General features: G+C 44.8%; 10 protein-coding genes and 3 pseudogenes. 11 read left to right on the top strand and 2 right to left on the bottom strand.

Annotated features, from left to right (window positions below; translation table 11 throughout):
- The first annotated feature begins 1 nt into the window (after position 1).
- The 5 genes and pseudogenes from DMI82_RS10995 to DMI82_RS11015 all read left to right on the top strand — a co-directional run.
- The gene (locus DMI82_RS10995) at positions 2–1,081 is read left to right on the top strand and encodes a sugar ABC transporter substrate-binding protein (protein ID WP_022426667.1); all 1,080 of its coding nucleotides are present in this window, start codon (positions 2–4) and stop codon (positions 1,079–1,081) included.
- A gap of 308 nt (positions 1,082–1,389) precedes the next feature.
- Entirely contained in the window at positions 1,390–2,418 is a 1,029-nt protein-coding gene (gene chvE / locus DMI82_RS11000; protein WP_227574350.1) for a multiple monosaccharide ABC transporter substrate-binding protein, read from the top strand.
- 85 nt (positions 2,419–2,503) lie between these two features.
- Positions 2,504–4,042, top strand: a complete 1,539-nt coding sequence (gene mmsA, locus DMI82_RS11005) for a multiple monosaccharide ABC transporter ATP-binding protein (RefSeq protein ID WP_022426669.1) — start codon at positions 2,504–2,506, stop codon at positions 4,040–4,042.
- Between the two features lie 4 nt (positions 4,043–4,046).
- Positions 4,047–5,222, top strand: coding sequence for a multiple monosaccharide ABC transporter permease (gene mmsB, locus DMI82_RS11010; RefSeq protein ID WP_059086778.1), 1,176 nt, complete (start codon positions 4,047–4,049; stop codon positions 5,220–5,222).
- 389 nt (positions 5,223–5,611) lie between these two features.
- A pseudogene (locus DMI82_RS11015) lies at positions 5,612–6,940 on the top strand (IS1182 family transposase); the annotation flags it as partial.
- Between the two features lie 149 nt (positions 6,941–7,089).
- Here the strand turns inward: DMI82_RS11015 and DMI82_RS20800 are convergent.
- Positions 7,090–7,317, bottom strand: a pseudogene (locus DMI82_RS20800) (IS1634 family transposase); the annotation flags it as partial.
- A 336-nt stretch (positions 7,318–7,653) separates the two neighbouring features.
- Between DMI82_RS20800 and nhaC the strand changes: the two are divergent.
- From nhaC to DMI82_RS20090, 6 genes and pseudogenes are all read left to right on the top strand, one after another.
- Complete coding sequence (gene nhaC, locus DMI82_RS11025; RefSeq protein WP_015526033.1) at positions 7,654–9,099, top strand: Na+/H+ antiporter NhaC; 1,446 nt, start codon at positions 7,654–7,656, stop codon at positions 9,097–9,099.
- 5 nt (positions 9,100–9,104) lie between these two features.
- Positions 9,105–9,596 carry an amidohydrolase family protein gene (locus DMI82_RS11030; protein WP_015526032.1) on the top strand — a complete coding sequence of 164 codons (492 nt, stop codon included), beginning with the start codon at positions 9,105–9,107 and terminating at the stop codon, positions 9,594–9,596.
- Positions 9,597–9,649: 53 nt separating this feature from the next.
- On the top strand, positions 9,650–10,810 hold the full coding sequence (gene iadA, locus DMI82_RS11035) for a beta-aspartyl-peptidase (protein WP_015526031.1): 1,161 nt from the start codon (positions 9,650–9,652) through the stop codon (positions 10,808–10,810).
- A gap of 35 nt (positions 10,811–10,845) precedes the next feature.
- Positions 10,846–11,046 (top strand): annotated as a pseudogene (locus DMI82_RS11040) (sugar ABC transporter permease); the annotation flags it as partial.
- Positions 11,047–11,247: 201 nt separating this feature from the next.
- Positions 11,248–12,039 carry a ParA family protein gene (locus DMI82_RS11045; protein ID WP_015526030.1) on the top strand — a complete coding sequence of 264 codons (792 nt, stop codon included), beginning with the start codon at positions 11,248–11,250 and terminating at the stop codon, positions 12,037–12,039.
- Positions 12,026–12,469: a hypothetical protein gene (locus DMI82_RS20090; protein WP_021650455.1), complete on the top strand. Its 444-nt coding sequence runs from the start codon at positions 12,026–12,028 to the stop codon at positions 12,467–12,469. The genes DMI82_RS11045 and DMI82_RS20090 overlap by 14 nt, the downstream gene beginning before the upstream one ends.
- A gap of 148 nt (positions 12,470–12,617) precedes the next feature.
- Here the strand turns inward: DMI82_RS20090 and DMI82_RS11055 are convergent, their stop codons facing one another.
- Complete coding sequence (locus DMI82_RS11055; RefSeq protein ID WP_110103304.1) at positions 12,618–14,339, bottom strand: ABC transporter ATP-binding protein; 1,722 nt, start codon at positions 14,337–14,339, stop codon at positions 12,618–12,620.
- Between the last annotated feature and the right edge of the window lie 252 nt (positions 14,340–14,591).

Below are 14,591 nucleotides of genomic sequence, written 5' to 3' on the forward strand. Positions count from 1 at the left end.
TATGAGCGGGGGGAAAATGATCAGGAAGCTGTTGATCTTGCTGTGTCTGTTGACATTGATGCTGAATGGCTGTGCTTCCGAAAAAATAAAGCAGACAGCTGCACAGGAAAACGATACAGAGGAAGACAGTGGTGAAAAGAAAATTCAGATCGGTCTTACAGTGGATTCCTTTGTTATTGAGAGGTGGATTCGTGACAGGGATGCATTCGTGGCAACCGCAAGGGAATTGGGAGCGGAAGTGAATGTTCAGGATGCGGGAGCAGATACAAAAGAGCAGATCAGCCAGATCGACTATTTTATCAGGAAGCATATGGATGTGATCGTGATCATTGCCAGAGACTGCAAGGCATTATCTGAGGCTGTGGAGCGTGCCCACAATGTAGGGATCAGGGTGATCTCCTATGACCGTATGGTAAATGATGCGGATACAGACATGTATATTTCCTTTGATAACCGGAAAGTCGGAGAGGTCATGGCACAGTCCATGATGGAAGCGATCCCTGATGGCGGAAAGATTTTTATGGTCCAGGGATCTGCTTCAGATAACAATGTGGACATGGTAAAAGAGGGATTTGAAGACACTCTGAAAAACAGTGATCTGAAGGTGGTTTACGAAGCCAACTGTGAGGGCTGGGTCGCGGAGCTGGCAGCAGATTATGTGGAGGAGGCACTGGAAGAGTACCCCGATGTAAAGGGAATCATGTGTGGAAATGATGATATTGCCAGCCAGGTGATACAGGTTCTTGCGGAAAACCAGCTTGCCGGACAGGTGATCGTGGTAGGCCAGGATGGTGATCTGGCTGCATGTCAGCGTATTGTAGAAGGAACCCAGTACATGACAGCATTTAAATCTATCGAAGATCTGGCATGCCAGGCAGCTGAATATGCGGTGAAGATGGCAGAAGAGGGAAAGCTTCCGTCAGATGTGACAGATACCATGAACGATGGAAGCTACGATATCCCGGCGAAGGTGCTGGAACCGGTTGCCGTTACAAGGGATAATATTGATGAGGTGATCATTGACGGCGGTTTCCACAGAAGGGATGAAGTATATCTCAATACAGATTATGATACAGAGTAATGCAGAACAGATTGCATACCGGCATATATGTGGTGGTGAAATTCTGCAAGTAATGTGGCAGTGTAGCCATATGTGCAATAATACACAATTATGACAAAAATCAATAGCAGATTTTTGGTGCAAAAATGTCTTGCCTGATGCAGGGCATTTTTCTTTTGCAAAAAAATGTCTCTGTCATTGCCAACTATGTCCAGACAGTCCTGTGCTATAGTAACATCATCGAAGGAAACGTGATTCAAAAAACAAATAATGAAACGGAGGATTTTACAATGAAAAGAAAAATGGTATCTGCACTTCTTTGCGCAACAATGGTAGCTGGTATGGTGGTAGTTCCGGCAGCAACAGCACAGGCAGCAGACAAGAAACTGATCGGTGTTACCATGCCGACCAAGGATCTCCAGAGATGGAACCAGGATGGCGAGAACATGAAGAAAGAGCTGGAGGCAGCAGGATATGAAGTAGACCTTCAGTATGCATCCAACGACGTAAGCACACAGGTTTCCCAGCTTGAGAACCAGGTAGCAAACGGATGCGACCTTCTGGTTGTGGCATCCATCGACGGAAGCAGCCTTGGCGAGCCTCTGAAACAGGCCAAAGAAAAAGGAATTCCGGTTATCTCCTATGACCGTCTTCTTATGAATTCTGATGCAGTTTCCTATTATGCAACATTTGATAACTACAAAGTAGGACAGAAACAGGGCGAGTACCTGGTAGACGCACTGGATCTTGATAATCAGGATGGACCGTTTAACATCGAGCTGTTCACAGGAGATCCTGGTGATAACAACTGTAACTTCTTCTTCGGTGGTGCAATGGATGTTCTCCAGAAATACATCGATGACGGTAAGCTGGTAGTAAAATCCGGACAGACAGAGTTCGAGCAGGTTGCTACCGCAAACTGGGATAGTGCAAAAGCACAGGACAGAATGGATACCATCATCGCAGGTAACTACTCTGACGGAACAAACCTTGACGCAGTTCTCTGCTCCAACGATTCCACAGCCCTTGGTGTTGAGAATGCACTGGCAGCTTCCTACACAGGAGAATATCCGATCATCACCGGTCAGGACTGTGATACACCGAACGTTAAGAACCTTGTAGCAGGAAAACAGGCAATGTCCGTATTTAAAGATACAAGAGCTCTTGCATCTGCAGTAGTAAAAATGGTTGACTCCATCATGAAAGGTGAGGAGCCGGAAGTGAACGATACAAAATCCTATGATAACGGAACAGGTGTCATCCCGACATACCTTTGCGATCCGGTTGTTGTTACAACAGATAACTACAAAGAAATCCTGATCGATTCCGGATACTACACAGAGGATCAGATCAAATAATCATAATTTTTAAGAAAGAAATTTATCACATGCAGGCGGGGAATATAACCGCCTGCATGAACAGTGGAAAGGGAGGGAAATTGAGTTGGCTAAGATACTTCTGGAAATGAAAAATATCACCAAAACTTTCCCAGGTGTAAAGGCACTGGATAATGTTAATCTCCAGGTCGAGGAAGGCGAGATCCACGCACTGGTAGGTGAGAACGGTGCCGGTAAATCTACATTAATGAATGTATTAAGTGGTATATATCCGTACGGCTCGTATGAAGGAAATATTATTTACGATGGTGAGATCTGTAAATTTAACACCATCAAAGACAGTGAACATAAAGGAATTGTGATCATTCACCAGGAACTGGCACTGATCCCGTATATGACTATCGGTGAAAACATGTACCTGGGCAATGAAAGAGGCAGGAGCTTTTCCATTAACTGGAATGAAACTTATGGGGAAGCAGATAAATATTTGAAAATAGTGGGACTGGAGGAATCCTCCAGAACTTTGATCAAGGATATCGGTGTAGGTAAACAGCAGCTGGTTGAGATCGCAAAGGCACTTGCAAAGAATGCAAAGCTGCTCATTCTGGATGAGCCTACCGCATCACTGAACGAAGATGACTCCAAAGCTCTTCTGGATCTTCTTCTGAAATTCAAGAAGCAGGGAATGACCTCTATCATCATTTCCCATAAATTAAATGAGATTTCCTATGTGGCAGATAAGATCACAGTTATCCGAGATGGATCTACCATTGAAACACTGGATAAAAAGAAAGACGATTTTTCTGAGCAGAGGATCATTCAGGGAATGGTTGGACGTGAGATGACAGACCGGTTCCCGAAACGTCCAAATGTAAAGATCGGCGATGTTTCCATGGAAGTTAAGAACTGGAATGTTTACCATCCTCTGTATACAGAACGTAAGGTGGTAAATAACGTATCCTTTAAAGTACATAAAGGAGAGGTTGTCGGTATTTCAGGACTGATGGGAGCAGGACGTACAGAATTGGCCATGAGTATTTTTGGCAAGAGCTATGGAACTAAGATTTCCGGCCAGGTGTTCATGAATGGAAAAGAAGTGAAGCTGAATACAGTTCAGGAGGCTATTGACAACAAGCTCGCCTATGTTACAGAGGATCGAAAAGGAAACGGATTGATCCTTTCCAAGTCCATAAAGATGAACACTACGCTTGCAAACATGTCCGGTATCAGTAATGGAAAAGTGATCGATACGGATAAAGAATACGCAGTTGCTGAGGAATACAGGAAGAAACTGAAAACCAAGTGTCCGACAGTTGAGCAGAATGTCGGAAACCTGAGCGGTGGTAATCAGCAGAAGGTCCTTCTTGCAAAATGGATGTTTGCAGAGCCGGATATTCTGATTTTGGATGAACCTACAAGAGGTATTGACGTAGGTGCCAAATATGAAATCTACTGTATCATCAATGACCTGGTCGCAGCAGGAAAATCTGTGATCATGATCTCTTCTGAGCTTCCGGAAGTGCTTGGAATGTCAGACAGAATCTATATCATGAACGAGGGCAGATTCGTAGGTGAGGTAAGTGGTGAGGAAGCTACATCTGAGCTGATCATGTCCAGGATCGTGAAGTCAGGTAAAGGAGAGTAAGAAGATGGAGAAAAAGATTAGTTTTTCAGAAATATTAAAAAAATATACCATGGTCATTGTTCTGGTATTTGTTGTGATCATGTTTTCTGTGAACACAAAGGGCGTTATGCTTCTTCCGCAGAATGTAAATAACCTGGTAGCCCAGAATGCATATGTATTTATTCTTGCAACCGGTATGCTGTTCTGTATTTTAACAGGTGGTAACATTGATCTGTCAGTTGGTTCTGTTGTATGCTTTGTTGCTGCTGTCGGTGGTAAGATGATGGTTCTCAACAGTATGAACCCGTATCTCACTATGATCGTGATGCTTCTTGTGGGTATTGCCATTGGTGCATGGCAGGGATTCTGGATCGCTTATGTACGAATTCCTCCATTTATTGTTACTCTGGCAGGTATGCTTGCTTTTCGTGGCCTTTCCAACGTAGTTCTGGAAGGACAGACCCTGGCCCCGATGCCGGATGCTTATCTGGCTCTGTTCAATAACTATATTCCGGACTTCCTTGGTGGAGGTGAAGGATTTAACAGAACATGTTTTGTAGTTGGCATTATTGTCTGCATCGTCTATGTTGCACTTGTTATGAAAAACCGTGCAGACCGTGCAAAAAAAGGCTACAGTGTTGAGTCTTTCGGTGGTGTTGCAGTGAAGATGGTTCTGATCTGTGCAGTTGTTCTTGCATTCATGTTCAGACTTGCTCAGTACAAAGGTATCCCGAATTCCCTTCTCTGGGTTGTAGTGATCATCGCAATCTATACATACATTGCTTCCAAGACTACAACAGGTCGTTATTTTTATGCAGTTGGCGGTAATGAGAAGGCAACAAAGCTTTCCGGTATTGATACGAACAAAGTTTATTTCCTTGCTTACTTGAACATGGGTCTTCTGGCTGCTATCGCAGGTATGGTGACAATGGCCAGATTGAATTCTTCCAACCCGCAGGCTGGTACAAACTTTGAGATGGATGCGATCGGTGCTTGTTTTATTGGTGGTGCTTCTGCTTATGGTGGTACCGGTACAGTTCCTGGTGTTATCATTGGTGCACTTCTGATGGGTGTTCTGAATCTTGGTATGAGTATCATGGGTATTGACCAGAATATCCAGAAGGTTGTTAAAGGTATGGTTCTTCTGGCAGCGGTTATCTTCGATGTTGTCAGCAAGAGAAAATCTTTTATCGTAAAATAATAATAGTCAGCGAATCAGGACAGCAGGTTTTCGGAGTGATCCGGAACCTGCTGTTTTTGGGTGTATATACGGTTGTTTTATGTAAGGTTATTTTGTTACTGTTCACTGGTCAATGTCATTTAGTTAATTTTCAAGGTTAGATCTTATACATGAGGTCTAACCTCTTTTTTAGTTTTTCCCTAAATAGGGGTTGACACTTCAACTCAAATGTGCGGCCGCTCTCACTACTGATTGGTTTTTAGAAGTAGTGAGAGCGGCCCTTGTAGTTAAAGAAGCATCTGCACGATGCAAATACAACTACAAGGAGATTTTTTTATGCTACAAAACCAAATCAAAACCATATTTAAAAGGGCACTGAAAAAGTCTGATTCTAAAAAAGAATTGGGCTTTTTTGTGAAAATTTCGGTCGCCCGGCAAAGGAACCAGAAATGATGTTTAAACTGCTTTTCCTGAAAAAACTGTATGATCTTTCTGACGAAGCCCTGATTAGCAGCGCCCAGACGGACATGGCATATAAATTTTTCCTTGACCTGGAACCAGAAGCAAAAATGATAGATCCCAGTCTTCTCACAAAATTCAGAAAAACTCGTATTACAGAAGATATTCTGGAAGAAATGTTAAAAGAAACCATTCAACAGGCTTTGGATAAAAATCTGATCAAATCGGGAACCATTATCGTTGATTCCACCCATACAATTGCTTCTGTCTGGGCAAAATCTCCAACGCAGATTCTGCGGGATATGAGCAAACAACTTCGGAAAGAGGTTTATAAAACAGCTTTTGAATTATCAGAGCGATTTCCTGAGAAACCCTCTTTGGAAGCAGGACTGGATGAAGAAATTGCCTATACTAGGGAACTACTCCAGGTTCTGGAGGAAGGAATAAAATCCTGTGGAAATAAAAAGATACAGAAACTTTCTCATGAAATGAAAGAACTACTAGAAGATGAGCGGCTCAAAGAGATCCGATCCAAAGATGATAAAGATGCACGGTTTGGACATAAAACGGCAACCAGTACGTTCTATGGATATAAGAATCATCTTGCGATGACTGAAGAACGTCTCATTGCGGGGATCACTGTAACAGATGGAGGAGCACCAGATGGGCAGGAATTACCAAAACTGATAGAAAACGCGAAGGAAAATGGAATAAAAGTTACAGAAGTTATAGGCGATATGGCATATGTCAGTGATGACAATCTGGAAGTCTGCGGAAAAGAGATTACATTGATTGCCAGAACCAATACAGCAGTAGCTGCTGCAGCAAACGGGAACCTTGAGGAAGGTTTCTGCTTTAATAAAGATGCTGGGATGCTGCAGTGTCCTGCCGGAGAGCTTTCCACGCGTGTAGAAAAAAGAACGGCAAAAAATGGGAATACTTATTTAAGATATATATTTAGCAAAGTAACGTGTCGGAAATGTCCCCAAAGAGAAAAATGCCGTGTAGGAAGATCAAACGCTAAAACAAGAAGCTACAGTATCACGCAAGCAAGCGAGAAAAATCTTGAAAGGCTTAAATTTGAAGAAAGCGAATATTTTCAGGAGCGAATGAAGATTCGGCACAGGATAGAAGAAAAGAATGGAGAACTAAAGGAAGCTCACGGTTTGCGTAAAGCAGATTCGAGAGGTTTATTTGCTATGCATCTGCAAATGTATTTTACGGCATTTACAGCAAATGTAAAACGAATAGTAAGATTAGATGAGCTGGCTATGGAGTAAACCATAGCTTTTTATGATTTTCCTAAGTAAAGATTTGAAAATAATATAAAAGAAAAACTTCCACTTAAGAAGAAATGGAAGTTTTTCAGTGCCCTTCAAATACAAGGGGTGTGGCACTTTTATCTGCATACACGAAACATAGTAATGTTTTATCTCCGCTTACTTTTTTTCTGAATTCCTTTCATTTTCCGTTTTGTTATGAATTGATAGTCTGTTCTGAATCCACAGGTTTCGTGGAGATCGTCAGTGATTTTCTGACGTTCATATACCGGCATGAAACCCTGTTCTTCTACATCTGCAAATTTTATGTCTTTTAAAATATGGAGCAATTGTTCTGTAGTATAAGTTCCTTTCAAAGCGCGGTTTAATAACCGGATTTGTATAGGACTGAGTGATATAAAAGGACTCGGAATTTTTTGATTTTGATGTTGTTATACGCACAATAATTACCGCTTCCACTGTTATAGTACATATCACTAAATATTACTATATAATAAAAATAAAAATTTGACAAAAAAATAAGCCTGTTTCAAGGCTTTGCGGTACTTTTTTGAATTTCAATGTGTCAAACTCCCGTGTAACAAGAAAATAAAAAAATATAAAGTTTTAGTTGTTGCCCGTTATCTTTTCTGATATAATAAGTCCAAATCTTAATACTCTGCCGTGATAAAATGTGAAACTGTCACGAAGGAGGCTAAAAGGAGAAACTACAAATGAAAGAAAAGAAAGAACGGGCCAAACGTCTGCCCACTTTTGCGGAATCGATCACACCGATCGTCGCAATGCTCCTGATCCTTACCATCGGAAAAGGCGTATTCGGCTACAGCACAGAGCCGCTTCTGATCATGGTAGCTGCAATCGCAGCATTTATCGCGTTCCGTGTAGGCATTACCTGGGATGAGATGATGGATGAGATCTGCACCAAGATCGCAAAGGGCATGCCTGCCATCCTGATTCTTGTATGTGTTGGCGCTATGGTTGGTACCTGGATGGCATCCGGTACCATTCCGATGATGATTTATTACGGCGTCCAGATCGTAAACCCGAAATTCATGCTGGTTACCGCGTTCCTGATCGAGGCAGTGGTTTCGGTTGTTACCGGTACCTCCTGGGGTTCCGTTGCAACCATGGGTGTTGCCCTGATGGGAATCGCAAGCGCCCTTGGCGTATCCCTTCCGGCTACTGCAGGCGCCTGCATCGCAGGTTCCTACTTTGGTGACAAGATGTCTCCGCTGTCCGATACCACAAACCTGGCTCCGATCGCGGCAGGCAGCACACTGTATGAGCATATCGGACATATGTTCTACACCACTGTCCCAGCAACCATCGTTTCCCTGGTGGTATATGCCATTGTTGGTATGAACGCAGATGTAAGCGCAGATATTACTTCTGACACCGTTACTACTTTATTAAGCCAGCTTTCTTCCATGTACAGCTGGAACCTGCTGATCATCATTCCGGTAGTGATCGTGCTGGGCGGCTCCCTGCTTCAGAAGCCAACCATTCCGGTTATGCTTCTTTCTACTTTTGTAGCAGGCTTGGAGAGTGTCTTCATTCAGCACGTAGCGTTAGGAGATGTGTTAAAGGCAACCGTAAACGGTTTTGATGTATCCATGATCCACCGTGCAGGATTTGACACCGAGACCTGTTCCGAGGCCGTAACCAAGCTGTTAAACCGCGGCGGTATGAACGGCATTATGAGCACCACACTTCTGGTATTCTGCGCATTCTGCTTCGCAGGTATCATGAGCCGGGCTGGCTGTCTGGATGTGGTACTCCAGAAGATCTTAAGCGTGGCAAAGAGTACCGGTGCGCTGATCACCGCAACCGTTGCAGCCTGCATTACCATGGCACTGACCACCGGTAACTCTTACCTTGCCATTCTGATTCCGGGCGAGATGTTCCGTGACGCTTACAAAGAGCGCGGGCTTGCGGCAAAGAACCTGTCCAGAACCCTTGAGGATGCCGGTACCGTAGTTGTACCGCTGATCCCGTGGTCCGCAGCAGGTGCTTACATGGCTTCCACCCTTGGCGTAGAGACTTTGGATTACCTTCCATGGGCAATCCTGTGCTACACCGGCTGGATTTTTGCAATCATCTGGGGCTTTACCGGATTTGGTATTGCCAAGCTCGATGATGAGAAGAAAAAGGAGAACTAAATACGATGTCCAGAGTGCTTTTGATTAAAAACGCGAATCTGTATGATCCGGATCCAAAAGGAATCCGTGATATCCTGATCGTAGATGAAAAAGTATTTTCTGTGGCAGAACACATCGATCCACCGGAACTTTCTGCTCCGGTGGAAGTTGTTTCTGCAGATGGAAAAATGGTAATTCCTGGTTATGTGGACCAGCATGTTCATGTGATTGGCGGGGGCGGCGCAAAGCTTCTGGTTACACGGCTTTCTTCCCTGCATGAGGAAGTGCGTGATGCTGTAAAGGCAGGGGTTCCGGTGGAAAAAGCCATCCGCATCTGCGGGGAGAACCCGGCCAGAGCCAACGGATTATTCCCGAAAAAGGGCTGCATCCGTCCGGGCAGCGACGCGGATCTTGTGATCCTGGATGAGGAATTTCTGGTAGATACGGTATTTGTCCGTGGACAGAAAATGGTGGAGTATGGAAAAGCACTGGTAAAAGGCACCTTTGAGACAGACTGACAGAAGCTTTGAAATAGAAAAGCGGAAAAGAAAGAGACAGGAGAATTGACATTATGATCAAGTTACTGAAAAACGCGAATGTGTACGCACCGGAGAAACTGGGAAAGAAAGATATCCTTATTGAGGGGGAAAAAATCCTTCTGATGCAGGATACTATTGAGGGATATGAGGGACTTCCGGGAGTGGAAACCTATGATCTGGAGGGAAAGACCGTTGTTCCGGCTTACATTGACATGCACGTGCATATCACAGGCGGCGGCGGAGAGCAGGGGCCGGCATCCCGTGTACCGGAATCCCAGCTCAGTGAATTCTTCAAAAATGGTATTACCACGGTAGTCGGACTTCTGGGAACCGATGGCGTAACCCGCAGTGTGGAAAATCTGGTCGCAAAAGCTCGCGCCCTGACCGAAGAGGGCATGACCGTGTACACTCTGACCAGTTCCTATGGTTACCCGCCGACCACCCTGACCGGAAGTGTAGAGCGCGATATCATCCTGGTTCCACCGATGATCGGTGTGAAGGTAGCGGTATCGGACCACAGAAGCTCCAACCCAGGCGGAGAAGAGCTGATCGCGCTGGCTACTGCAGCGCGCAGAGCCGGCTTACTCAGCAATACCCCTGGCCTGGTAACCATGCACATGGGTGACGGAGAGGGAAGACTGGATCCGATTTTCTATGTGCTGGATCATTCCGACGTTCCAGCCAAGAACCTGCTGCCGACCCACATCTTACGCAATCCTGGACTGATTGATGCCGGCGCGGATCTGGTGCGCCGTGGCGGCTACATTGACTGCACCGCCGGCGCCGATGATGTGGAGGTCGAATCCGATGCTCTGAAGCTCTATGAGCTGTTGCACCGCGAAGATGTGAGCCTGGATCATGTAACCATGTCCAGTGACGCGTTCGGAAGCCAGCCGCGCTTCAACGAAGAGGGCGAGTGCATTGGCCTGACCTACGCGTCCCCGAAGTATCTGCACCGTACCATCCAGATCCTGGTAAGAGAGGGCATGCCGCTGGAGGATGCCTTACAGCTTCTGACCAGCACTCCGGCCGTACTCCTTGGCAAAGAAGGAATCAAGGGCTGTGTAGCGGAAGGCGCAGACGCAGACCTTCTGGTACTGGATGAGAATCTCAACATCAACAGCCTGTTTGCCCGCGGCAAGGTCGCTGTGTGGGAGCAGGAAGTGAAGATGAAGGGCAGATTCGAGCAGTAAGGAAAAACATACAGGAGAAGGACTGTGATTGACTTATTGGTGGTGCTTCTGCTTATGGTGGTACCGGTACAGTTCCTGGTGTTATCATTGGTGCACTTCTGATGGGTGTTCTGAATCTTGGCATGAGTATCATGGGTATTGACCAGAATATCCAGAAGGTTGTTAAAGGTATGGTTCTTCTGGCAGCGGTTATCTTCGATGTTGTCAGCAAGAGAAAATCTTTTATCGTAAAATAATAATAGTCAGCGAATCAGGACAGCAGGTTTTCGGAGTGATCCGGAACCTGCTGTTTTTGGGTGTATATACTGTTGTTTTATGTGAGGTTATTTTGTCGGTTTTCGTGGTTTTATGGGGGATGTGCTTGTTTTTAGGAGAACGTTATATTATAATAAGGGCAAGTGACAGAAAATACGAAATTATGTTGTCGGGAGGCTGTAATGGGAAATACAGTAACGATCTGTTTTGCAAATAATAAGGGCGGCAGCGGAAAGTCCACCAGCTGTTCCAATGTGGGAGCGGCACTGGCCGGCATGGGTAAGAAGGTACTGATGGTAGACGGTGATATGCAGCTGAATCTTTCCCTTTCTTTTTTTTCGGAGGAAGAAGTGCTTGAGATGGCAGCAGGGGAAAAGAATCTCTATTATGCTATCGGTCATCAGTCGGATCTCAGCGATTTTATCGTGCATACGAAGTATGAGAATCTGGATCTGGTTCCGTCGTCTACGCTGATGAGCTCCGTGGAATATGAGCTTTTTACAAAATGGCAGAGAGAGTTTATCCTGCGGAAATGTCTGCAGAAGGTTAAAGATTCCGGAGTGTACGATTACATTCTCATTGATGCACCGCCTACTCTTGGCGGCTGGGTGATGAATATTTTATGTGCATCCGATTATGTTCTTGTTCCGGTAGAGGCAAGTCCGTGGGGTATGTTTGGTCTTGCAAATATGTTTGATTTCCTCAATGAAGTCAGGGAGATCGCTCCGGATTTAAAGGTTTTGGGAATCGTAGTAACCAAGGCAGATGCCAGAAAGAATTATTTCAAACAGACTATGGAAACACTGAAAGAAATGGAAGGAATCTATCTTTTCGAATCTTTTATCCGTGTAGACAGCTCCATCGAATGGTCCCAGGACAGCAGTGAACCAGTTGTGGAGTTCAAAAAAAGCAGCCGCAGCGCAAAAGAGTACATAGCATTGGCAGAGGAGGTAATGAATCGTGTCAGTAGGTAAAGCAAGCATCGCAAGAGCAGTAAATGCAGAAAAAGCATCCAAAACAGAAACAAAAACAGAGGTAAAAGAGGCTGAGGTTAAAGCAGCAGAGAAGCCGTCAGAGGTAAAAGCTGAAACAGCTGAAAAAGCGGCAGAAAAAACTACAGCAAAGAAAACAGCAGCCAAAGCTCCTGCAAAGAAGACCACAGCAAAGAAAGCAGCCGCAACAAAAACAACAGCAAAGAAAACCACTACCAGAAAAACAACAGCACGTAAAACCGCAGCAAAGAAAACAGCTGCAGCAGAAACAACAGGAACTGTAGCCCAGAACGTGATCAGCGGAGGAAACGCCGACGAACTCCAGGCCAAATTCCTCACCCCAAAGAAAGATGAGCCGGACAACAACCAGCCAGTAGGAATTAAAGACGAGCTTCCGGTTTATCTGCTGTAATCTTTGATTGAATTTTTTGAAAAGATAGTAATTGACAAATAAAAAGACTGCTATATATCTATATCACTATTGATAAGGTATACAGCAGCCTTTTATTTTGCCCTATAAAAATCTCAGTGGGACAGCGAAGCGCCTCCCTCGTATCTTTCTACATATTGTAATATGCAGCATACAATCCATTCTTCTCAAGCAGTTCAGCATGAGTGCCTCTTTCGGCGATACCCTCCTCCGTGATCACAATGATCTCATCCGCATCACGGATCGTAGAAAGCCGGTGCGCGATCGTAATGGTAGTACGATTTTTTGAAAGCTCCTCCAGACTCTTCTGGATCCAACGTTCGCTTTCGTTATCCAGAGCGCTGGTGGCCTCATCCAGGATCAGGATCGGAGGATTCTTAAGGAATACACGTGCAATGGAAATCCGCTGTTTCTGTCCGCCGGAAAGGCGTGTGCCACGTTCTCCGACATAAGTGTCGTATTTATCCGGAAGCTCCATGATAAAGTCATGGATACTCGCACATTTGGCGGCTTTGATGATCTCTTCATCGGAAGTTCCGGGCTTTCCGTAGGCAATATTATCCTTGATGGTTCCATCAAAAAGATAGACATCCTGCTGTACCATACCGATCTGGCTTCGAAGGCTCTTAAGAGTCAGCCCGCGGATATCCTTTCCGTCTACAGTAATGGAACCGCCGGTCACATCATAAAATCTGGGCAGGAGAGAGCAGATCGTGGTTTTTCCGCTTCCGGAAGGTCCCACCAGGGCAATGGATTTTCCAGCCGGGATATCAATAGAGATATCGGAAAGCACAGGAGTTTCATCATCGCTGTAATGAAAAGAAACATGGTCGTAACGCACATGTCCTTTCACGTCCGTAAGCTCCGCAGCGTTGTCTGCATCCCTGATCTCGGATTCTGTTTCCATCACATCCAGGAAACGGCGGAAACCGGAAAGACCCTTCTGCATCATTTCCACAAGTTCCACCAGGATCTGGATGGGGCTGATAAAGATTCCAATATACAGGGCATACATGGCAAGATCTGCAGTCTGCATTTCACCCTGAGCGATCAGATAGCCGCCGTAAACAAGAGTTACCAGGTACATCATGCCCTGGAAGAAAAGATTGGAACTCATGAAGCTTCCCATGCAGTGATAATTATCTCTTTTGGAAACAAGGAACGCTTCATTGCTTTTCTTAAATTTGGCACGTTCGATGTCCTCGTTTGCGAAGGACTGCACCACGCGGATTCCGGAAAGCGTATCCTGAAGACTAGCATTTACATCTCCGATCTTACGACGGTTTTCCATGAAGGTTTCCTGCATTTTTGCATTCTGGCGGAAGGAAAACACAAACATTACGATCACCAGGAGGATCAGCGGCAGTGCAAGCTTCTTGTTGATAAAGACCAAGAAGATAAAAGCACCGACGATCTTTACCAGAGAGATAAAAAGATTCTCAGGACCATGATGTGCAAACTCGGAAATGTCAAAAAGGTCACTGACCAGCTTGCTCATCATCTGACCGGAATTATTCCTGCTGTAATAGGAAAAAGACAGCTCCTGGTAATGGTCAAAAAGCTCCCGGCGCATATCACGTTCCATCTTTGCACCCATCATATGTCCCTGATAGGTTACATAATATTTGCAGAGACTCTGCACAATGTACATAACAAAAAGAGAAGCTGCAATCACAGGGAGGGCATGAAGAATAATATCCTTATCCTGTGTAAAGAGAGTTTTTGTCATAGTACGAAGAATCTGGGGATAAGCAAGATCTACCAGACTGATAACGGCTGCACAGATCAGGTCAATAAAAAAGACCGCTTTGTACGGGCCGTAGTAGTGGATGAATTTCTTGATGGTATTCATCGGAAAAGTACCTCCGTTTTTATGAAATGTATAGTGTGGTCTGGGCAAAAAACATTGCTGCCGGACATTCTATGTTCATCTTATCATAAGTAAGAATAAAGTCAAGATAAGTGAATTTCCGGTCTGTTTCGTTTCTGCATACTTTCTGAGAATAGAAGCTATATGGCTGCTGTTCACAGGTAATATTCCGCGAGGGATTGCTGGCAACGGAGCGGATCGTGATATGAGGAGATATCTTTTTGGGAAAAAATT

Source organism: Blautia sp. BCRC 81119, from assembly GCF_003184505.1.
GTDB lineage: Bacteria > Bacillota > Clostridia > Lachnospirales > Lachnospiraceae > Blautia_A > Blautia_A fusiformis.

What these genes read in the sequence shown, in the direction of transcription:
- DMI82_RS10995 (WP_022426667.1), top strand. Translation starts at nt 2, where the DNA reads ATGAGCGGGGGGAAAATGATCAGGAAGCTGTTGATCTTGCTGTGTCTG.
- iadA (WP_015526031.1), top strand. Translation starts at nt 9,650, where the DNA reads ATGATCAAGTTACTGAAAAACGCGAATGTGTACGCACCGGAGAAACTG.
- DMI82_RS11030 (WP_015526032.1), top strand. Translation starts at nt 9,105, where the DNA reads ATGTCCAGAGTGCTTTTGATTAAAAACGCGAATCTGTATGATCCGGAT.
- nhaC (WP_015526033.1), top strand. Translation starts at nt 7,654, where the DNA reads ATGAAAGAAAAGAAAGAACGGGCCAAACGTCTGCCCACTTTTGCGGAA.
- chvE (WP_227574350.1), top strand. Translation starts at nt 1,390, where the DNA reads ATGGTAGCTGGTATGGTGGTAGTTCCGGCAGCAACAGCACAGGCAGCA.
- DMI82_RS11055 (WP_110103304.1), bottom strand. Translation starts at nt 14,339, where the DNA reads ATGAATACCATCAAGAAATTCATCCACTACTACGGCCCGTACAAAGCG.
- mmsB (WP_059086778.1), top strand. Translation starts at nt 4,047, where the DNA reads ATGGAGAAAAAGATTAGTTTTTCAGAAATATTAAAAAAATATACCATG.
- DMI82_RS11045 (WP_015526030.1), top strand. Translation starts at nt 11,248, where the DNA reads ATGGGAAATACAGTAACGATCTGTTTTGCAAATAATAAGGGCGGCAGC.